At 48.3% G+C, this 19,751-nt stretch carries 17 protein-coding genes; 11 read left to right on the plus strand and 6 right to left on the minus strand.

Translation table 11 applies throughout. From position 1 onward, the window contains the following. Positions 1 to 223: 223 nt before the first annotated feature. Entirely contained in the window at positions 224 to 1,471 is a 1,248-nt protein-coding gene (locus tag QEP07_RS09115) for a FecR family protein (RefSeq protein WP_285009646.1), read from the minus strand. A gap of 75 nt (positions 1,472 to 1,546) precedes the next feature. Next, on the minus strand, positions 1,547 to 2,584 hold the full coding sequence (locus tag QEP07_RS09120) for a helix-turn-helix domain-containing protein (protein ID WP_285009647.1): 1,038 nt from the start codon (positions 2,582 to 2,584) through the stop codon (positions 1,547 to 1,549). Between the two features lie 115 nt (positions 2,585 to 2,699). Here QEP07_RS09120 and QEP07_RS09125 point away from each other — a divergent pair, with 115 nt between their 5' ends. The 3 genes from QEP07_RS09125 to QEP07_RS09135 all read left to right on the plus strand — a co-directional run bounded on the left by QEP07_RS09125 (position 2,700) and on the right by QEP07_RS09135 (position 6,544). Continuing rightward, positions 2,700 to 3,725 carry a hypothetical protein gene (locus tag QEP07_RS09125; protein ID WP_285009649.1) on the plus strand — a complete coding sequence of 342 codons (1,026 nt, stop codon included), beginning with the start codon at positions 2,700 to 2,702 and terminating at the stop codon, positions 3,723 to 3,725. 79 nt (positions 3,726 to 3,804) lie between these two features. Next, the gene (locus QEP07_RS09130) at positions 3,805 to 4,713 is read left to right on the plus strand and encodes an Rpn family recombination-promoting nuclease/putative transposase (protein ID WP_285009650.1); all 909 of its coding nucleotides are present in this window, start codon (positions 3,805 to 3,807) and stop codon (positions 4,711 to 4,713) included. Between the two features lie 412 nt (positions 4,714 to 5,125). Continuing rightward, positions 5,126 to 6,544 carry a S41 family peptidase gene (locus tag QEP07_RS09135; RefSeq protein ID WP_285009651.1) on the plus strand — a complete coding sequence of 473 codons (1,419 nt, stop codon included), beginning with the start codon at positions 5,126 to 5,128 and terminating at the stop codon, positions 6,542 to 6,544. 24 nt (positions 6,545 to 6,568) lie between these two features. Here QEP07_RS09135 and QEP07_RS09140 read toward each other — a convergent pair whose 3' ends face one another. Beyond that, on the minus strand, positions 6,569 to 7,564 hold the full coding sequence (locus tag QEP07_RS09140) for a TlpA family protein disulfide reductase (protein ID WP_285009653.1): 996 nt from the start codon (positions 7,562 to 7,564) through the stop codon (positions 6,569 to 6,571). Positions 7,565 to 7,882: 318 nt separating this feature from the next. Between QEP07_RS09140 and QEP07_RS09145 the strand changes: the two genes are divergently transcribed. From QEP07_RS09145 to QEP07_RS09160, 4 genes are all read left to right on the plus strand, one after another. Next, entirely contained in the window at positions 7,883 to 8,260 is a 378-nt protein-coding gene (locus tag QEP07_RS09145; protein WP_285010741.1) for a PD-(D/E)XK nuclease family transposase, read from the plus strand. Between the two features lie 73 nt (positions 8,261 to 8,333). After that, positions 8,334 to 8,729, plus strand: coding sequence for a hypothetical protein (locus tag QEP07_RS09150; RefSeq protein ID WP_285009655.1), 396 nt, complete (start codon positions 8,334 to 8,336; stop codon positions 8,727 to 8,729). 58 nt (positions 8,730 to 8,787) lie between these two features. Then, complete coding sequence (locus tag QEP07_RS09155) at positions 8,788 to 13,119, plus strand: CusA/CzcA family heavy metal efflux RND transporter (protein ID WP_285009656.1); 4,332 nt, start codon at positions 8,788 to 8,790, stop codon at positions 13,117 to 13,119. A 1-nt stretch (position 13,120) separates the two neighbouring features. After that, the gene (locus QEP07_RS09160) at positions 13,121 to 14,257 is read left to right on the plus strand and encodes an efflux RND transporter periplasmic adaptor subunit (RefSeq protein WP_285009657.1); all 1,137 of its coding nucleotides are present in this window, start codon (positions 13,121 to 13,123) and stop codon (positions 14,255 to 14,257) included. A 5-nt stretch (positions 14,258 to 14,262) separates the two neighbouring features. Here the strand turns inward: QEP07_RS09160 and QEP07_RS09165 are convergent, their stop codons facing one another. Then, positions 14,263 to 15,393, minus strand: coding sequence for a hypothetical protein (locus QEP07_RS09165; RefSeq protein WP_285009660.1), 1,131 nt, complete (start codon positions 15,391 to 15,393; stop codon positions 14,263 to 14,265). 24 nt (positions 15,394 to 15,417) lie between these two features. After that, positions 15,418 to 15,984 (minus strand): RNA polymerase sigma factor, encoded by a 567-nt coding sequence (locus tag QEP07_RS09170; protein WP_285009662.1) that lies wholly within the window; start codon positions 15,982 to 15,984, stop codon positions 15,418 to 15,420. 126 nt (positions 15,985 to 16,110) lie between these two features. Between QEP07_RS09170 and QEP07_RS09175 the strand changes: the two genes are divergently transcribed. From QEP07_RS09175 to QEP07_RS09190, 4 genes are all read left to right on the plus strand, one after another. Continuing rightward, positions 16,111 to 16,470 (plus strand): cytochrome c family protein, encoded by a 360-nt coding sequence (locus QEP07_RS09175; RefSeq protein ID WP_285009665.1) that lies wholly within the window; start codon positions 16,111 to 16,113, stop codon positions 16,468 to 16,470. Positions 16,471 to 16,478: 8 nt separating this feature from the next. After that, positions 16,479 to 17,024, plus strand: a complete 546-nt coding sequence (locus QEP07_RS09180) for a YceI family protein (protein WP_285009667.1) — start codon at positions 16,479 to 16,481, stop codon at positions 17,022 to 17,024. A 7-nt stretch (positions 17,025 to 17,031) separates the two neighbouring features. Next, positions 17,032 to 17,991 carry a DUF5777 family beta-barrel protein gene (locus QEP07_RS09185; protein WP_285009669.1) on the plus strand — a complete coding sequence of 320 codons (960 nt, stop codon included), beginning with the start codon at positions 17,032 to 17,034 and terminating at the stop codon, positions 17,989 to 17,991. Between the two features lie 96 nt (positions 17,992 to 18,087). Next, on the plus strand, positions 18,088 to 18,462 hold the full coding sequence (locus QEP07_RS09190; RefSeq protein ID WP_285009671.1) for a response regulator: 375 nt from the start codon (positions 18,088 to 18,090) through the stop codon (positions 18,460 to 18,462). On the opposite strand, the gene QEP07_RS09195 is transcribed toward QEP07_RS09190, so the two are convergent. Then, positions 18,459 to 19,709: a sensor histidine kinase gene (locus QEP07_RS09195; protein WP_285009674.1), complete on the minus strand. Its 1,251-nt coding sequence runs from the start codon at positions 19,707 to 19,709 to the stop codon at positions 18,459 to 18,461. The two genes, QEP07_RS09190 and QEP07_RS09195, sit on opposite strands and share 4 nt — an antisense overlap. Positions 19,710 to 19,751 lie beyond the last annotated feature (42 nt).

The raw sequence follows: 19,751 nt of genomic DNA on the forward strand, positions 1-19,751 counted from the left end.
GGGTTTAAGTTTAATCGATAAATGGTTCGCACAATTGTTTTTGGGTTTGCTTAGGCCCGCCCGCCGGGTGGTGTTCCCGCACCATTCGGCTTCTTGTTCCTGATACCCCTTTCTGCTTCTGCTAACTTCGCTGTCGTAAATGTCTTTTCATGTTTTTTTGGTTAGTTTGGTTTATATTCTGTTTATGGTTTGATTCTATATTTGTTGTTTAACTTTCTCTGGCTTATTCTTTAACTAGTATGGTTTTCCCTTTAATCTCAAAGCGCACAGCGCCGGTGTTTTCCAGGGTTTTGAGCATACGGCTCACATTGTCGTTTCTGGATACCGCACCTCCTATCGGTACCTTTTTCAGGCTTTCTTTCTCGTAGCTTACGCTTACGTTATACCACCTGGCTATCTGCCGCATCACTTCCTCCAGCGGGGTGTTGTTGTACGCAAAGCTTCCGTTCTTCCAGGCTACCGCCTCTTCGGTGTTCACCTCCGCTACGCGCAGGTTTTGGTTGGGGGTTAGCATGGCCTGCTGACCAGGCTTTAACAGTACTTCGCGCATGGCCAGGGCCTGCTTGCTCAGGCCCGGTAATGACACGGGTACTGCAGCCCACGGCATCACTTTAACACTTCCCTCCAGGAGGGTCGTCTTAATATTCGCCTCATCGGCATAGCCGTTAATGTTGAAATGGGTACCCAATACCTCTACCCTTTGGGCTATTCTATCATCCAATTTTTTGACGTTTACTACAAAGGGTTGCTTTTTGTTCCTAAAAACTTCAAAGTAGGCTTCGCCACTTAATCGAACTTCCCGCGCGACTAACCCATCGAAGGAGCCGGGAAATTCGATTTTCGAAGCAGCGTTAAGCCATACCTTCGTTCCATCCGGTAAGGTAATGTGGTAAGTTTGTCCGCGAGCGGTAGCGGCCGTCATCTCGAGCGCAGCGAGAGATCCCTTGTCCAGGAGATCCCTCCCTTCGGTTCGGGATGACGATTGGCCGGTTCGGGATGACGAGTCCATAACCGACGTACCGTCGGTATAAGTAATGCCATTGCCAATCACCACACCTTCTTTGGCTTCACTTAGTGCGATCGTCTTCCCGTTCGCCAGAGTAATCGTTGCGCCAAAGGTTCCGGGTTTGATGTCCGTGGCATAGTTATGCTCGGTGTTGTTACTGGTCTTGCTTGTATCTCTATAATTAAAAAACCACAACCCGAATATTATGGCCGCTACCGCAGCTGCCGATACTGCAATGCGCGGCCACAATCGGGTTATACGAGGTTCTTTATTTGAATTCAGATAACTTTCATTCAAACGCATCAGAATCGCTTCTTTCCGCGCCTGCAATTGCTCATCACTAATGCTGCTGCGCTCCTCTTCCGGAAGGCTCAGGTACCAGCCATCAAGGATCGCCTCATCCTCGGGGCTCAGCCTCCCCTGGCGAAATCTATTGATCAGTTCCTGTGCTTTCTTTGTATCCATAGTGTTCAGGGAATATTAATTTTCTCCCCTTATACCTACACTACAGTTCAGACCGCCCTTGGTAGTAGATTTATTTTAAATTTTTTTTTCACCTTGCTTCAGCTTTTTCATCGCCGCATAAAACGTCGTCCGCGAGTTGAAACCTGCGCTGAATGCGATAGTCTGCATATCGCCCCTGCCATAGCTGCCAGAGTTTAATAATCTCTCCGCCTCTTCTGCTCTCAGGCCATTAACATACGAATAGAAATTCATACCGAAACCCTGGTTCAACACCAATGATAGTTCATGGGTACTAATGCCGATCCTATCGGCCAGCATTTTTAGGTTTAATGCCGGATCAAGGTATGGCTTTTCTTGCTCCACGACCAACGCCACGCGCTTTTTCAACAGATCAATTTGTGGCGGGGTCAGGCGCTGCGAATCTGAAGAGGCCTTAGGCTTATGATCTAATAGCGCAACTTCCCTGGGATAAACGATGCGTTGCCGTAGCGCAGCAGAAATAAAATAGAGGGTCAAGCCCAGACAAATGAGATAGAGTATGCTATCCGCGGCTGGCAGACGCCTGAATGCAAGCCACATGACCGCGATTACTACAGGAGCATATACTAAATTACGAAGCCAGCTCAGATCGGATGCCTTATCTGCCAGCAACTGCCGTATTCGCTGCTTGTGGGCATATAACAACCGGAGATTCAGCACGCCATAAACCAGGCCCTGCATGAAAAAGAAATAGCGGACAAAAAATGCTGTCCAGGAAGGGAGATTGTCCTTGCCCGACAAGGTAAAAAAAGCAAACAGCAGGGCCGGCAGAAAATGTAGCGTCAATAATAACGATGGCTTTTTCGATTGAACAAATGAATAAACAGCCATATACAAGCTAGGGAAAATCGCCCAGCGCGACCACTCCGACAGGTAGATCAGGTAAAAATTCGACGAAGTATTTTGTTCAAGCAGCAACTGGATAAACAATAAACTTAAGGCGAGAAAGAAAGCCGCCAGCCATCGGTTAGCCACGCTATTGTTGCGGACTAAGCCCGACAGAAGTAGAAAGGCAGCAAGGAACAAACTTCCGGCACAAATTGATGATATGACTAAAGGGATAGATTGATCCATTGCAGGGGCTTTTGTTAAGATGTAAATATACGACGCTATCCAGACGGAAAGTACGTTTGGATACAGCCGGACAAAAATTTGGGACACAATACTTGTTTTGCAGAAAAACGATCACATGAAATTTTCCTCAAAACTATTGCTTGGCCTGCTGTCGGCATTCTTAGTAGCACTGACTTATCGCCGTCTGGCCTCGAAATATATCAGCGATATCATCCCGCTTCACATCATTCATATCCTGGCTTACCTGCCGCTGCTTACCGCGCTCATCATAGTGTTTATCTGGCAAACCCGTGAAAACAAAGGTCTAAAGCCGAGATATGAATTATGGTTCAGACAGGTGATGGCATTTAGCCTGGGGGTTGATCTGGCAATGTTCGGCCTTCAGAAGCTTCAGAAACTTCAGATGATTGTGCCGCTGGGAAAATTAGACGAGCCATTCTCCAGCTTTTCAGGCTATGACCTGGTTTGGGCATTCTTCCGTTATTCCTATCCCTTCACATCGGTGGTCGCGATCTTGCAGATTGCTTCAGCTGCGCTGATCCTATTTGGGAGAACCCGGTTGTTAGGGTGTCTGATCGCTTTACCTCTTTTGGTATTCATCACGCTCGTGGATTTGTTTTATGCTATGCCGGCAGGCGTACTCTTACACGGCGCCGTATTCTTAACAGCAGTCGTTTATTTTATTTGCACGGATGCTACCCATCTATGGCCGTTGCTCCTGAACAGGTCTCGTCATTCCGTAACTCCGCTAAAGTGGCTATGGCCGGTATTGTTCATCCTGGTGTTGCTGTTCTGCACCATCCGCCTTCGTCACCCCAACAGGCATCCCGAACTCACCGGCAAATACAGGGTAGAACACCTCACAATAAACGGAATAGCTTACCAGGCCAAAAGCTCTACCGACAGTGTATTAACGCATGTTTACCTGGACCTGGACAACGAGGTCGTGTTCAAATGGAACGATTACCGCAGGCAGCGCATAGGGCACTATGCGTTGGATGGCAATCGCATTACCATGAAATGGCAATATCCTGCAAGCGCAACAGGCGCGTTCAAAGGCAATATCAGGCAGCAGGGCGAGCGACTACATCTCGATGGTGTCATGGATGGTCAGCGCTTTACGATGCTCCTGATAAAATGAAATCGCAGTCATCAATAACCGGTTATAATTTGTCTGTTTTCTTGAAAAGCAATTAAACTTGCCGTTCAATTAAACAATCATGGAGAAACACACCAAATACATTAATCCATTCGTCGACTTTGCTTTCAAACGTATCTTCGGAACTGAGCCCAACAAAGACCTGCTGATTGAGTTCCTTAACGCAATCTTCAACGGCCGTAAGACCATCGTAGATCTGATGTACAGTAAAACGGAATACCTTGGCGACAACACCGAGGAAGCTAAGACACTCTTCGACCTGCTTTGCACCGGCGAGAATGGCGAAAAATTCCTGATCGAAGTGCAGCACAGCAGTCCGGTTAACTTTAAAAAACGAAGTATATATTATACCTCGAGGCTGATCAGCGAACAGGCACCTAAAGGCGAAATGCGTCAATGGAAATATAACATCAGCGAAGTCTATTTCATCGCTATCATAGATGCGGCAGAACCGAAAAGCACTCCCGACAAGATTTTGAACGACTCCCGCTATCTGCATGATATTTGCTTGTGTTACAGGGAAACCGGCGAAATATTTTACGAACACCTTGGGTATACTTATATTGATTTCAGTAATTTTGTAAAGACCGAAGCCGAATGTAACGGAGAGCTCGACAAATGGTTATTCAATCTCAAACACCTGGAGGAAATGGATCATCTCCCGCCCCACCTGAGGAAAACCATCTTTGAAAAGCTCTATAAGGTGGCCGAATACGCTAAGCTAACTAAGGAGGAACAGAAAATGTACGATCAGGACTTAAAACGCAAATGGGACAATGCCGCTGTACTAGCTCAGGCTGAAGAAACCGGCGAAGCGCGAGGCGAAGCAAGAGGTATCGCAAAGGGAAAGTTAGAGGGAAAGCGTGAGGAGAAACTTGAACTGGCCAGAGTATTCAAGAAAAAAGGTATTGCGCTGGATTTGATCGCTGAAGGGACCGGCCTTTCAATTCAGGAGATCGAAAAGTTATAGTAGGTAAACTTTTCACGGGCATTCAAAAAAGTCTACGGAAAACCTCCATTGCAATTGGTACAGGATTTAAGGAAATGACACTACTTAACAATGCTTAATATTATTAGCATTTTTGTATAAAACGCCTAAAATATTAAGCATGATAAGTAAGAAACCGATCTTATTCCCAAAGCACAAAAAGATACTTGAAGTATTGGGCGAGAACATCAAGCTTGCTAGAAAAAGGCAGCCCAAATGTATCCATGGGAGCGTATTTCAATGTGCTCAGAGCAATGAACCTCCAAGGCGATTTCTACAAGCTTGCAGCCGATGATCAATTCGGAAAGAAGCTCCAGGACATCAAACTACTTACCGGACAGTAACTATACAGTGATATAGTTTGGCCAATAGCCTGGTTTTAATATCTTGCCATATGAAACTTTCAGCGCTCTTATTTATCGTATTGTTCTTTGGTACAGCATTCGGTGTGAATGCGCAGTATCTGGATCAGATCTCTAAGCAGTTGCATCAGCCATCCGATCTCAAGAAGGATATTTATCTTGTACAAACTACTTTGGAAAGGGAACATCCTAACCTATATCTGTACATCAGTAAAAAAGCGCTCAACCACAAATTCGACAGTTTAAGAAGAACCATAGACACACCGATCACTTCCATCACGCTGTATATAAAATTACAGCAGGTGATCAGCAGTATAGGCGACGGCCACCTCAGGCTGGAAATAGATTATTCAAAACTAACGCCGCAAGACATTGCCTATCTGAAACAACCAACGTTGCAACACCCGATTTACCAGTTCCGCTATTGGGTAACAGGAAAAAGGCTATTTATCACGAAGAATTTATCTCCTGATTCCAGCATCACCAGTGGCACGGAAATCATGAGCATCAACAATATGCCTGCGGCAAAGCTGATTGACAGCTTGAATGGCTATATCACCGCGGATGGTTACAATACAACCTACAAAAGGATCTCCATGAATAATGGTGTATTTGCGGAGCGTTACCGGTTTCTGTTTCCACAAAAAGCTCCGCTGAACATGTTGATCAAATCATCAGGAAAGTCCAGAACAATCAAATTAGAACCACGTCTGGAGAAGGGCTATGACAGTGTTGGCGGCACACCACCGCCTAATGCAGAGTATAGATTACTGACTGCGGATAGCAATATCGCCTATTTCAAAGTACGCACTTTCATGAACGGGGACAATTATCCGGGCTATGAGGGCATCTTTCATGACATCGAAAGACGAAAGTTAAAGACACTGATTCTCGATTTAAGAGGAAACTTAGGCGGAGAATTGATTTGGGCAGCAAGAATTTTCAGCCATCTCTTAGATTCCCCCAGGTACTTCTGCAGGCTGCCGGAAGAGATCAAACAGCAGAAAATGCTGTACGGAAATGAGAGAATCCGGAGCTGGCTGATCAAATTATCAAAGTTAGACTACCAGAAAGTCCAGCCTTACACCTTCACATTCAAAGGCAAAATATATGTGTTGATTGACGGAGGCTCTTTCTCTGCCAGCAGTATACTTGCAGCGAACCTAAAAAGCCTGAAAAACGTGACGCTCGTTGGCGAAGAGACCGGCGGCAGTAAAAACATCATTACAGCCGGCGTAAATAACACCCTCACACTACCAACAACGCAATTATTGCTTCGGTACGGAAACGTCCCCTCTTTTTTCGGCGACCTCAGCAGTATCGATGGAAGAGGCGTTATGCCCGATGTTACCATCACCTACCAGATCGAAGACCACCTGGCAGGCAAAGACCTCGAACTAGACTGGGTGCTCGAAGATATCAAAAGAACTGCTGCACTTAACCGGTTATGATTTGTGTGTTTTATTTATAGAGTTTTATAAATTGTCTAAAATATCTTTTTCCGTGGGTTTACTAAAGTTGTAAACACCCAATATCTTGCGATCTCCGTCCAACATAAGCGAAAATGGAATATAATTGATATAATTATTTTTTACCGGCTCAGTCTGCCAAGCTTTTAAGTCAGAAACATTGATCCAGCTCCCTATCTGATCTTCTTTAATGGCGCTAAGCCAGTCTTCAGTGTTATTATCCAAAGATACGCTCACAATCTCCAGGCCTTTGTCTGCATATTTTTTGTAAAGTTCAACCAGTTTAGGGTGGCCGGCACGGCACGGTGCGCACCATTTCGCCCAGAAATCCAAAACAATAATCTTTTTGCCCTTTAAAGAGGAAAGTTTAAAATCCTTGCCGTCTGTTGTCTTAAGTGCAAAGTCATCAAAGGTCGCACCGATTGCCAGGCGCTCTGCCCGTTTGATATCACTTTGTATATTCTGAATAAGCCGGTCTTTTTGCAGTTCAGGACTCAGGAGAGCAATATATTTTTTGGTAGCGTCCAAACCAACAAAACTGCGGGAGCTAAAAACAACTGCGGGAAGGAATTTGGCATTGGGATAGTTTTTAAACAGGCTGTCAGCGTAGGCCTCTGCTATTTTCCGCTGGGCCTCAGGCCCTTTAATTGATGCGTCGATGAGAAAGTTTTTACCGGCCGTTTCGTTAAAGCGACCAAAAACACTGGCATCAGCCGGACCGTTCTTCACTACGATCTTCAATTGAGTGGACGTATGCCCTTGGTGTTTTTCTTCCCGGCAGCTAAGAAGATAATCGCCTGGCTCGAGCCATAACAAGCTTAAACTTGAGCTGTCGAGGTGTAACGCTTCTAGTTTCGGCTCCGTTACCTCACCGGCCAGTTCGAAAGATCCGTCCTCTTGTATCGGAGCACTTAATCTCCCCATTTGGATCGTCTTGCTACCCGATATACGGTTGACATTACCTCTTATTTTGAAGGTTTGCTGTGCTTGTAACACGTTCATTTGTAAAAAAACACAAACGATTAGTACGGATGTCTTTAAGATACTGGTCATTTTTAACGGTTTAGAGAACTTTTAATATGATTTATATGAATTTAAGTATCACATGGGTAGCCACAGATTAAAGGTAGCGAACAAAAGAAAATCTCCGCTTTAATTAACACTCTTTAACACAGTGCTCCCTACACACTGAAAGCCTTCGTAGTCTCGATAGACTAACACGTCATTGCACTAAACTTAACCGGTTATAATTTGTGTGTTTTCTTGAAAAGCAATTAAACTTGCATTTCAAGAAAACAATCATGGAGAGTCGCACCAAGTATAAAGACCGAAGCCGAATGTAAAGGAGAGCTCGACAAATGGTTATTCAATCTCAAACACCTGGAGGAAATGGATCATCTCCCGCCCCACTTGAGAAAAACCATCTTTGAAAAGCTCTATAAGGTGGCCGAATACGCTAAGCTAACTAAGGAGGAACAGAAAATGTACGATCAGGACTTAAAACGCAAATGGGACAATGCCGCTGTACTCGCTCAGGCTGAAGAAACCGGCGAAGCGCGGGGCGAAGCCAGAGGTATCGCAAAAGGCGAGAAGAAGGGAAGACTTGAAGTAGCTAAATCCCTGAAGAAGGAATCGGTCTCCATTGACATCATTGCTAAAGCGACAGGCTTTTCAGTCGAAGAGATCGAAAAGTTATAGTAGGTCTGCTGATGTTAAAACTCATCCCTCATTGATTCTTGCTTTTCTGTCTCAATTGGCTAATTTTGGAAGATTGAAAAAGCTGTTGAACATACTGCTGCTAACGTTTTATGTGTTTTTCTGTACAGAGCTGCGGGAACTCACCAAGCTTCCTGTGTTGTTTCAGCATTATTTCGAACATAAAAGCTTAGATAACAGCATATCGTTTCTGAGCTATCTCGAACATCATTATGGCTGTGTTCCGCATACGGATGATGATGAGGAAAGGGATAATCAGCTCCCGTTTAAAACCCCGGATATGTTTTCCGGAAAGGTGCTCACTTCTACACCACCGCCCAGCAACAGCCATTTGCTGAGGGTCGACCATATCGTCTTAGATCAGGCCAAAAGGCTCTCGAACGATCACATTCCGCATTCTTCCTACGCCGGAAAGATCTGGCAACCTCCAAAAGGGCTAATCCTTTCTTAATTTTTTGTTGACGCCATCATTGCGTGGTGTCTGATTAGAAACGATTATTCCCATTTTCATGTTAAATAGAATCATTGAGTTTTCTATCAAGAATAAACTCATTATCGGGCTGTTTACTGTGGCCCTTGTTATTTATGGCAGTTTTGAGCTAACCAAACTGCCTATTGATGCTGTGCCCGACATCACCAACAATCAGGTACAGATCATCACCACAGCACCTTCTTATGGTGCTACCGACATAGAACGCCTGGTCACTTTTCCGGTGGAACAGGCCAATAGTAATATTGCTGGGATCAAAGAGATCCGGAGCTACAGCCGGTTTGGCCTGTCGCTGGTCACACTGGTTTTTAACGACGATATTGACGTATACTGGGCCCGCCAGCAGGTGGCAGAGCGCCTCCTTATTGTACAGGAACAAATTCCTCAGGGTATCGGTAAACCGGAGATGGGTCCAATTTCCACGGGACTTGGGGAGATCTATCAATATGCGGTAAAAGCGAAAAAAGGCTATGAAAAGCGGTACGACATTACGGAGCTGCGCACCATCCAGGACTGGATTATCCGCAGGCAACTGCTTGGCGTCAGGGGGGTAGCGGAAGTGAGCAGTTTCGGGGGCAAGCTTAAACAGTACCAGGTAACCATTGATCCGAACAAACTGGTGGCGCATAAAGTAACCATCAGCGATATTTTTGATGCGCTTGAACGCAACAACCAGAACACGGGCGGGGCTTATATTGAAAAGCAGTCGACCGTCCTTTATATCCGCAGCGAGGGTCTTATCGGAAGCAAAGAGGATATTGAAAACGTCGTCGTCCGCAGCAACGAGGGCGCTACGCCCCTGCTTATCCGGGATGTGGCCAATGTTGAAACCGGCTTTGCTACGAGGTACGGGGCTTTAACATTTAATAACGAGGGCGAGGTGTCCGGCGCCATTGTGATGATGCTGAAGGGGGCAAACAGCAATGTGGTCATCGAAGACATCAAAGCAAGAATTAAGCAGATAGAGCAGACCTTACCGGAGGGGGTCGAGATCGTACCTTTCCTCGACCGCACGAGTATGGTTAATAATGCCATTAAAACAGTAGAAACGAACCTGCTGGAGGGCGCCCTGATTGTGGTGTTTGTGCTGGTCCTTTTCCTGGGCAATCTCCGCGCGGGCTTCATTGTGGCGTCGGTGATCCCGCTGTCTATGTTATTTGCGATCATCATGATGAATATTTTCGGGGTGAGCGGCAACCTGATGAGCCTGGGGGCGCTCGACTTTGGATTGATCGTGGATGGTGCGGTGATCATCGTAGAAGCGGTCATGCACCAGTTGAGCCGCAACAAGAGTCCCGGCGGCTTATATGTGCTGAAGCAGGAAGAAATGGATAAACAGGTGAAAAGTGCGTCTTCTAAAATGATGAACAGCGCGGTCTTCGGTCAGATCATCATCCTCATCGTTTATCTTCCCATCTTTACTTTACAAGGCATTGAGGGCAAAATGTTCAAGCCGATGGCGCAAACGGTTGCTTTTGCGCTACTCGGGGCTTTCATTCTTTCGCTCACCTATATCCCTATGATATCCAGTTTGTTCCTAAGCAAGAAGATCAAAGCAGAATCAAACTTGTCAGACCGGCTGATCGGCAAAGTTGAAACCGGCTATTCCAGACTGCTAAAAGGTGTGCTGGGCATTCCTAAGACGGTGATCGCAACGGTATTGGCGCTTTTTGTTGCGGCGCTTTTTGTGCTTTCCAACCTGGGCGGCGAGTTTATACCATCCATAGAGGAGGGCGATTATGCTGTGGAGACGCGCGTACTGCCGGGCAGTAATCTGAACACGACGATCGAAAATGTGCAGATGGTCGCGGGCATACTGAAAGAACGCTTCCCGGAAGTGAACAGCATCGTCACGAAAATCGGGAGCAGTGAAGTGCCCACCGAGCCTTTGCCTATGGATATGGGCGATATGATCATTAACCTTAAGCCTAAAGATGAGTGGACATCAGCGCGCAGTTTCGATGAGCTGTCTGAAAAGATGGGCGAGGCGGCAAGCGAGGTGCCGGGTGTTACGACCAGCTTCCAGTTCCCGGTTCAGATGCGCTTTAATGAACTTATGACGGGGGCGAGACAGGATGTGGTGATCAAACTGTTCGGTGAAGATTTTGATACGCTGGCGCATTACTCCAAAAAGCTGGGCAACCTGGTCAGAAAGGTGGAGGGTGCTACGGAACTTTATGTCGAGCAGATCTCGGGAACACCTCAGATTGTGATCGCGTATAACCGGGCGGCCATTGCGCAGTACGGGCTTAACATTTCTGAGATCAACAGAAACGTAAATACCGCTTTCGCCGGACAAAGTACGGGTCTGGTCTTTGAAGGGGAAAAGCGGTTCGATCTGGTCGTCCGGCTTCAGAATGACAAAAGACGGAGCCTGCAGGATGTGCAGGACTTGCTGATTCCAACACCTGCCGGACAGCAGATCCCGCTGAACCAGCTGGCCAGCGTCTCCCTGGTGAACAGTCCGAGTCAGATCCAGCGCGAAGATACCAGACGCAGGATTCTTGTGGGCTTTAATGTCGACGGCCGCGATGTGGAAAGCATTGTGAAAGAGCTGCAGGAAAAGATCAGCAGTGAAATAAAATTGCCCGCGGGCTACAGCATTACGTACGGTGGCTCCTTCGAAAACCTGAATGAAGCTAAATCCAGGCTAATGATTGCGGTTCCTGTTTCCCTGGTCCTCATTTTCCTGCTGCTGTATTTTGCTTTCGGTTCTATTAAACAGGGGCTGCTGATCTATAGCGCCATTCCTTTGTCTGCCATTGGCGGAATATTTCTGCTTGCGCTGCGGGGATTGCCTTTTAGCATCAGTGCTGGTGTAGGTTTTATCGCTTTATTCGGTATTGCCGTACTGAACGGCATCGTGCTGGTCGCGGAGTTTAACAATGTCAAAAAATCGGGAGAAACGGATATGAAAAAGGTTGTACTTACAGGAACTAAAACCCGGCTCAGACCGGTATTGATGACCGCATTCGTGGCTTCCCTGGGCTTCCTGCCCATGGCGATCAGCAACGGTGCGGGTGCCGCTGTGCAGCGTCCGCTGGCTACGGTGGTTATTGGGGGACTAATGATCGCTACGCTGCTGACACTATTTGTGCTTCCTATCCTTTATGTCGCCTTCGAAAAGGGGCTGAAGAAAAGAGTTAAGGCGCCAAAGATCGCAATGATCATCGTCATCCTGTTTGCAGGCCCGGCAGCCAATGCGCAGCAGCCCATTACGCTTCAGGAGGCGCTCGACAGTTTATACAAGAACAACATCAGTCTGAAAAGCAGTACGCTGAACGCCGGCTACCGCAGGCAGCTCACGGAAACCGCGACTACAATTTCCCCGATCAGCATCAGCGGGGAATATGGTAAGTTCAACGGCGACTTAACGGACAACAGGTTGAGCCTTAGCCAGAGCTTTAGTCTGCCAGGGGTTTACTCGCGACAAAAAGACAGGCTCATAGAAGAATGGAAGTCCGCATTGCTCGAGAAAGACTTGAACAAGGCCGGGCTTACCCGGATCACCACACAGGTGTTTTACGACCTGATCATCGTTGAGGCCCTGCAAAAGTTGTATCTCGGGGCCGACTCTTCGTATGGGCGACTTCGTGACCTGGCGGAACTCCGGTTTAAGGGCGGGGAAAGCAGTGTTCTGGAAAAGGCCAGTGCGGAGAATCAGTTGCTCGGGATAAGAACCAAACTTGCGCAGATTCAGATGGAGCACAACGAGCTCCGGCAACAACTTGCTTCCCTGCTCAATACCGATGCTTCGCTACGTCCGGTGGCACAGACACTTACCGCACGCCCCGAATTAACGGACACCCTGTCCTGGAGCGCTCATCCGGTGCTTCAATGGCAAAGACAGGAAGAACGTGTGGCCGAGGCAGCAACAAAAGCCGAACAGGCAAAGCGCTTGCCGGAGTTTACCATAGGCTATAACAGCACTACGCTGCGCGACGGCATCAGCCATCAGTCGGCCGACCGCTTCCAGTCGTTCCAGTTCGGATTAAGCATCCCACTGCTGGGTGGTTCGCAAAAGCAGAAAGTGCAGGCCGCAAGGATTCTTGAACAGTACCGGAAATCGGAAACCGAAAACGCGGGAAAACAGCTCAGCGCCGGACTGAAGTCGGCCTATGCCCGATACCAGCAACAGCTTGCGCTGATTAAAAACTTTGAGACCACGGGGCTAAAGACCGCGGGGGAAATCACCGCTGCATTAGACAAGCAACTGCAGCATGGTGAAATTAATTATATCGAGTGGACTATGCTGAATAATCAGACGGTAGCAATCCGGGAAAGCTACTTCAATACCTTACGCGAACTGAATAAAACCATTACTGAACTTAATTACCTATTAGCACAATAAAATGAAGCACTATACCTATATCGGCACCCTGTCTGTCATGATGCTCATGCTATCCTGCAGCAACAGCCATGATACTGCCACGCAGCAGGACGAAGCGGTCGCCAATGAAAGCGAAGTTAGCCTCACGCCCGCACAGGCAAAAAACATTGGCCTGGAAACCGGAAGGTCCGGCTTTGGAAAAATCAACCAGCGACTGAAATTTCAGGGTAAGATTGATGTGCCGCCACAGAACCTGGTGTCGGTCAGCATCCCTCTGGGCGGCTATGTAAAATCCATCCGCATGCTGCCGGGTATGCCTGTGCGCAAGGGGCAGATCATCGCTGTCATGGAAGATCCGCAATACATCAGCTTGCAGCAGGACTATCTGAACACGAAAAACAGGCTCAACTATGCGAGCAAAGAACTTGCCCGGCAAAGGGAGCTCAACTCCAGCAAGGCCAACAGTGACAAAACGTATCAACTGGCAGAAACGGAATACAATAATCTTCAGGTAGAGCAGGCCGCGCAAATCGAAAAGCTGAAACTGATCAATGTAAGCCTGCCGCAGCTCAATGCCCGCAAGATTTCCAACACGGTCAACATTTACTCCCCTATTACAGGTTACGTCAGCAAAGTAAGCGCAAATACGGGCAAGTATGTAACACCCTCAGATGTCATACTCGAGCTGGTCGACCCCGCTGATATCCATCTAAACCTCACCGTCTTCGAAAGAGATCTTAGCAAAATCAGCCGGGGCCAGCGTGTATGGGCATTTACCAATGCCCGCCCTGAGGAGCGGTTTGAGACGAAGGTCATATTGGTTGGGCATACCATCACAGAGGGCGGCATCGCTGAGATCCATTGTCATTTTGACCGCTATGACAAGCGCCTTCTGCCGGGAATGTATATGAATGCCGAACTTGAACTGGAAAATCAAAAGGCGCAGTTTGTGCCCGAAGGTGCGGTGGTTAATTTCGAAGGCAAAGACTATGTATTTATACAGACAGCTACCCGGAAGTTTATCATGCAGGAGGTAAAGACCGGCGAAACTTCGGAGGGTAAAACCGCTGTTATGACGGACTTAGCCAACAAAACCCTGGTTACCAAAGGTGCATATTCCCTGTTGATGAAACTGAAGAATACCGGCGAAGAGGAATAAGGCCATCAAGGCTGCGACAGGTTCATATTGAGCGAAACAGCCACACCCATAGAACGCAGGCGGGTGTTGTATTCACCGATGCCTGTAAGCGGCAGTTTCAGGAAGGGCTGCAGACCAACATTTACCTTATTGCTTAGCTGGCGGTTGAGGCTGAGGGAAACATTGGCCACGCCGAAGAGGTGCTGGTTCTTGTTTACGATCTCACGCTGAGATACCTGCGCAGGTGACCCCACCTCTGCTATACGATATTCATACTTTTCATTGAGCATGAAATAACTGGATATCCCGGTGTTCAGGGACAGGGAATTTCGGCCTTTCTCAAATACTTTATAGTTCAGGTTCAGCGGAATATCAAGTACCCTGCAGTCAGCAAACACGTCGGGCGACCTGGATGTGGCACCGTAGGCGCTGATGGTAGTACCCCCATAGCCGTACCGTTTCACGGCATACACCAGTCCCGTTGTAACGCTGAGCCTGTCCGACAAGGCGTAAGTACCCAGCACACCAATGTTGGTGCTGATTTTAGTGGAAAGGTTTGAGGGACTGGTAGAGATGTCGGGGGCAGCGATAATGCTCAGCACAAAGGGCTTGCCTCCCGCACGAAGGGGTTTGGCTTCGCTGGGCGGTGGTAGTTGCGTTGCGGGTTCCGCTACAGGTTCCGCTACCGCAGCAATAGCTTCGGTCGGTGACCCTTGCGGGCCGACATCGGTTTTGCCTGTTGTATCAGGAGCTACTGGCGTCTGAAGCGCAGCGACGGCTTTCCCTCTTGCAGGAATGCCGGCAAACTGAACCGGCTGCCCAGACCGTTCTGCCGGAGCCTGCGGGGGCGCTGGTATTTGCACTGGCGTTTGCACCTTCTCCTGCGCCGGCACTTCCGCTGTTCTTTGCTTCGATTGCTGCGTCAGGCTTTGTTGTTTAGCCGGACTGACGGTACGCTGGTTAAGCATCACAAAAAGCGCGATCAGCAAAGCAGCGGCGATGCTGCCTCCGGCGATGAGCCATAGTGGAAGTACGCGCCGGGGTTTATGGTTGTCGAGCATGGCCGACATCTTCTCCCAATGCGCCTCATCGAAGGGGATGTCGGGCTCGGCTAAGCCCTTTTTAAAATACTCGTCTATATTATTTTCAGTTTTCATTTGCCGTATGGTATTTCGGACTCATCACGAGCCGTATTTAATGGTTGTTTCCGGAGCATCTGTTTTCGGCCCGGCCCCGGTTTCACTAAGCATATCCTGCAGCTTTTGCCGGGCTTTAAACAGATTTGATTTCGATGTGCCCACGGAAATGTTCAGCATCCCGCTGATCTCTTCATGCGTGTAACCGTCGATCGCAAAGAGGTTAAACACCATGCGGTACGCGGGCGGAAGGCGCTGCACCAGCAGCAGCAGGTCTTTGTACGCGAGGTCTGCATAGACATTCGCATAACTGCCGATATCGTGATGGTCCAACAGGTCGTCGTGCCCGCTGAAGCGGAGATTGGCGCGGTAATGATCTATCGCGGTATTGGTCATGATCCTTCCAATCCATGCCTTGAAGGGCTTGGCGCTGTCGTACTTTTCGATATGGGTAAACACTTTCAGAAATCCCTCGTTTAAAACGTCGGCGGCCTCAAAATCATTGATGGCATACCTCCGGCAAATGGCCATGCAATAGCTATAGTATTCCTTATACAGTAAATGCTGACTGGATCGCTCCCTATTGATACAACCTCTGATGATGGACTGCACTAGCTGTTTATTTCATTCATATATACCGCGCATACGGCCGGCCAACCTGAAAGGTTGCCTTATCACAAAAATAAATTTTTTAGGGGGCGGCGACAACCATTCGGATTTTTGCCCCGTAATGCAGATATGAGCAAACTTTCAACCTTCGCTATTTTGACATGCTTTTACCTGATGATGGTAAGCTGTTCCAAGAAACAGGCCGCTGAACTGAAACCAGATGACGGCCCGCCCGATCCGCCGGCAGAGGAGATCACCTACGCCAACTTCGCACAGGCTTTATTCCAGAACAAATGCAGCGCTTGCCACGCTCCGGGAGGGACTGCCTCGGGCGTGTGGACTTTCAACGGACATGCTTCCGTTGTGGCCAATTCGAACAGGATCCGCCAGGCCGTACTGGTCAACAAAACCATGCCCAAAACAGGCAGCCTTTCCGCAGCTGAGCTGAGTTCGCTGCAAACCTGGTTCGACAAAGGTTTACCGCAATAGCCCAATCTATGAAACAGATCTCAACCCTATTTGTGCTGCTGTTTTCGTTGGTGCAGGTGCATGCCCAGCAGGTGCTGATCAGCAGAAACGCAGCGATATCCTTTTTCTCAAGCACGGTGGTCGAAGACATTGAAGCCAAAAGTAATACGGCAGGTTCTGCGATAAACACCGGCAGCGGGGAAATCGTGTTCCGCGTGAGCAACACCTCCTTCAGGTTCCAGAAGAAGCTGATGCAGGAGCACTTCAATGAAAACTATATGGAATCGGACAAGTTTCCCCATTCAGAGTTTAAGGGTAAGATCACGGGTGCCTTCGATCCGCAGAAAGAGGGCAATTACCCGGTCACCGTAAGCGGCAACCTGAATGTACATGGGGTTACAAAAGCGTATACGGTTCCGGCTAACCTCACCGTGAACAAGGATGGCATAATGGCACGCGCGACCTTTAAAGTCAGGATAGCCGACCATGGCATTAAGATCCCTTCGCTGGTATTTAAAAACATCGCAGAATTTGTAGAGGTGAGGGTTCAGGCCCTGTATCTCCAGAAAAAATAACAGCTATATGAACATAGAATTTAACCAAACGAATCAAAAAATCATGTTTGTTCTGGTCTTGTTGTGCCTTGCCCTTTCGGGAATGGCGCAGCAGGATCTTGAAAAGGAACTGGAGACCATACCCCAGGAACGCGAGAAAGTGACCGCCACGTTTAAGTCGGGTAAACTGATCAACCTGCATACCAATGAAACCATCCACCGCAATGAGCTCGACTTTAAGGTCGACCACCGCTTTGGTGATATTGCAGGTGATAACGGTGGCATCAGTCAGTTTTTCGGGCTCGACAACTCTACGGATATCCGAATTGGCTTCGACTATGGGGTAAGTGACCGCCTCACTGCCGGGCTTGCACGTGCCAAGGGTGCTACGGCCGTTCAGCAGCTCATTGAACTCAGCCTGAAATTTCGCCTGCTTCAGCAAACAAGCGACGACCGGATGCCGCTGTCGGCCACCGCTTTTGTCAGCAACACCATCGCTGCAGTAAAGGCCAACAAGGACGACCCAACTGCGGCAACCTCTTACAGCAGTTTTACCGACCGGATGAACTATGTCAGTCAGCTGATCCTCGCCCGCAAATTCAGTCCGGGCCTATCGCTTATACTCATCCCGAGCTATATTCACCGCAACTACACCCAGTTCAATGATCAGAACGACCTCTTCGCACTGGGTGCGGGAGGCAGGTTAAAACTAAGCAAACGGATGTCACTCGTGGTAGATTATACCGTTCCTTTCCGCAACAAGGAGGAAAAGCAATATCTGGAAACACTCAACCAGACCAGGTTTTACAACGTGCTGGGCGCCGGACTGGAGATGGAAACCGGCGGCCACGTATTCCACTTCAACTTCACCAATGCCACCGCCATTCAGGAAATGCAGTTTATTCCGCAGACCACCAGCTCCTGGACAAAAGGCCAGTACCGCTGGGGCTTCAGTATATCAAGACGGTTTTCTTTTAATAAAAGGTAGCGCGGCCGCACCCTCACGTCTTTATCGCAACCGCAACGGCTAATACCTGAAATTCACGCCGGCAAAACCTTTTCCCGATAATGGTGCTATATTCTTATGATTCAGCTTTTAATCGTAGATGACCATCCCATTGTCCGCGCCGGCTTGATACAACTTTTTGCTTACGAACCCGATATCGTTGTCAGCGGAAAGGCAGAAAATGGTGCCGTGGCCCTGAGCCTGATACGCGGCGGCGTCCCTTGTCAGGTAGTGCTTACCGACCTTAACATGCCGGAAATTGACGGCATTGAACTTACGAAGACCCTGACAGCCGAATTCCCGGAGATCAGCGTCATCCTGCTTACCATGCATGCCAAGGAAGGCTTTGCAGAAAAAGCCATGGAAGCAGGCGCCAAAGCATTCGTCTTAAAAGATACCGAAGCGGAAGAGCTTATTGGCACCGTTAGGACAGTAGCGGCCAGGGCCAACTAAAGCCTTATCGTAAAGGTTGTACCCCGCCCCACTTCGCTCTCCACCGCAATCGTTCCCTTTAAAGACTCGACCTGTGTCTTGGTCATATACAAGCCGAGTCCTTTTCCGTCGCGATCTGAATGCAGTCTGCCGTACAGTGCAAAGATCCGGTGCTGATGCAAATCCAGGTCTATTCCCAGGCCATTGTCCTGGATAGAAATCACCGTATGAGTTCCCTCTTTGTAAACGTTTATGTCGATGACGGGCGGTCTCTCTGGCGAACGATACTTCATCGCATTACTGATCAGATTGAACAATGCACTCTGGACATAGCTTTTGATGCTGGTCAGTTCATCTGCCAGAGGATCCACGGTTACATGAATGCGTGCAGCACTCTCATCTATTTCTTTTTTAAGGTTGATACACACCAGCGAGATGATCTCACTTAGCAAAAACGTCTGCATTTTTTCCTCCAGGCTGGACCGTACAGACAACACTGTGTTCAGGTCACGCAATACATGATCCATCGACTGGGCGGCTTTGAGGATGTACCCCGTGGTCTCAGCCAGTGATGCTGAAGGAACATCTTCATGGAGAAGCTGTGCCAGGCCAAGGATATTCGCGACGGGCGACCGCAGATTGTGTGATACAATATGGCTGAACTGCATCAGCTCGTCATGTCTCCGGTTGAGCTCCGCAATCAGTCGCTCCCGTTCAAGTTCTGCTTCTTTACGTGCTGTAAAATCACGCGCCGATGCGTAAAACTCCTGAATGCGCCCGGTTTCATCCAGGATAGGGACAACATAATCTTCCAGCCAAACGTACTTTCCTGTACGTTTATGCTTCATACGGTACACCCGGGTTCTCGGACTTTTAGACGTAAACATCTCTTTTGTAGTTGCTTTCACCCCTTCCAGATCCTCCGGATGTATGGAGTTCAACCAAAGCAGCGGCTCGTTGCGTACATCATCCACCGAGAACCCGATAACGCCTTCTACATGCGGACTAAGATAAGTGAAGGTATTTTTAAAAGGGTCTGTCTGGTCTATCGAAACAATATAAAAAACCTGGTCCGATGAGGTGATCAACCGCGTCACCAGCTGATTGGTTTTTTCAAGTTCTTCACCAAGCCTGTTCAATCCCGCAGTCACCGTATTCAGCGGATCCCCGTCATCCGAAACATCGAGCCGGACAGCGAAGTTACCCCGGCTGAATTCTGTAAGCGCTAATATAATCCCATCCAGCCGCGAAGCGGTTATTTTGCACATATCCAAATCTTTGAAAAGTGAAGATCGGTTATTGCCGCGAAT

The sequence above is a fragment of the Pedobacter faecalis genome (assembly GCF_030182585.1).
Classification (GTDB): domain Bacteria; phylum Bacteroidota; class Bacteroidia; order Sphingobacteriales; family Sphingobacteriaceae; genus Pedobacter; species Pedobacter faecalis.

What these genes read in the sequence shown, in the direction of transcription:
- QEP07_RS09115 (WP_285009646.1), bottom strand. Translation starts at nt 1,471, where the DNA reads ATGGATACAAAGAAAGCACAGGAACTGATCAATAGATTTCGCCAGGGG.
- QEP07_RS09120 (WP_285009647.1), bottom strand. Translation starts at nt 2,584, where the DNA reads ATGGATCAATCTATCCCTTTAGTCATATCATCAATTTGTGCCGGAAGT.
- QEP07_RS09125 (WP_285009649.1), top strand. Translation starts at nt 2,700, where the DNA reads ATGAAATTTTCCTCAAAACTATTGCTTGGCCTGCTGTCGGCATTCTTA.
- QEP07_RS09130 (WP_285009650.1), top strand. Translation starts at nt 3,805, where the DNA reads ATGGAGAAACACACCAAATACATTAATCCATTCGTCGACTTTGCTTTC.
- QEP07_RS09135 (WP_285009651.1), top strand. Translation starts at nt 5,126, where the DNA reads ATGAAACTTTCAGCGCTCTTATTTATCGTATTGTTCTTTGGTACAGCA.
- QEP07_RS09140 (WP_285009653.1), bottom strand. Translation starts at nt 7,564, where the DNA reads ATGAACGTGTTACAAGCACAGCAAACCTTCAAAATAAGAGGTAATGTC.
- QEP07_RS09155 (WP_285009656.1), top strand. Translation starts at nt 8,788, where the DNA reads ATGTTAAATAGAATCATTGAGTTTTCTATCAAGAATAAACTCATTATC.
- QEP07_RS09160 (WP_285009657.1), top strand. Translation starts at nt 13,121, where the DNA reads ATGAAGCACTATACCTATATCGGCACCCTGTCTGTCATGATGCTCATG.
- QEP07_RS09165 (WP_285009660.1), bottom strand. Translation starts at nt 15,393, where the DNA reads ATGAAAACTGAAAATAATATAGACGAGTATTTTAAAAAGGGCTTAGCC.
- QEP07_RS09175 (WP_285009665.1), top strand. Translation starts at nt 16,111, where the DNA reads ATGAGCAAACTTTCAACCTTCGCTATTTTGACATGCTTTTACCTGATG.
- QEP07_RS09180 (WP_285009667.1), top strand. Translation starts at nt 16,479, where the DNA reads ATGAAACAGATCTCAACCCTATTTGTGCTGCTGTTTTCGTTGGTGCAG.
- QEP07_RS09185 (WP_285009669.1), top strand. Translation starts at nt 17,032, where the DNA reads ATGAACATAGAATTTAACCAAACGAATCAAAAAATCATGTTTGTTCTG.
- QEP07_RS09190 (WP_285009671.1), top strand. Translation starts at nt 18,088, where the DNA reads ATGATTCAGCTTTTAATCGTAGATGACCATCCCATTGTCCGCGCCGGC.
- QEP07_RS09195 (WP_285009674.1), bottom strand. Translation starts at nt 19,709, where the DNA reads ATGTGCAAAATAACCGCTTCGCGGCTGGATGGGATTATATTAGCGCTT.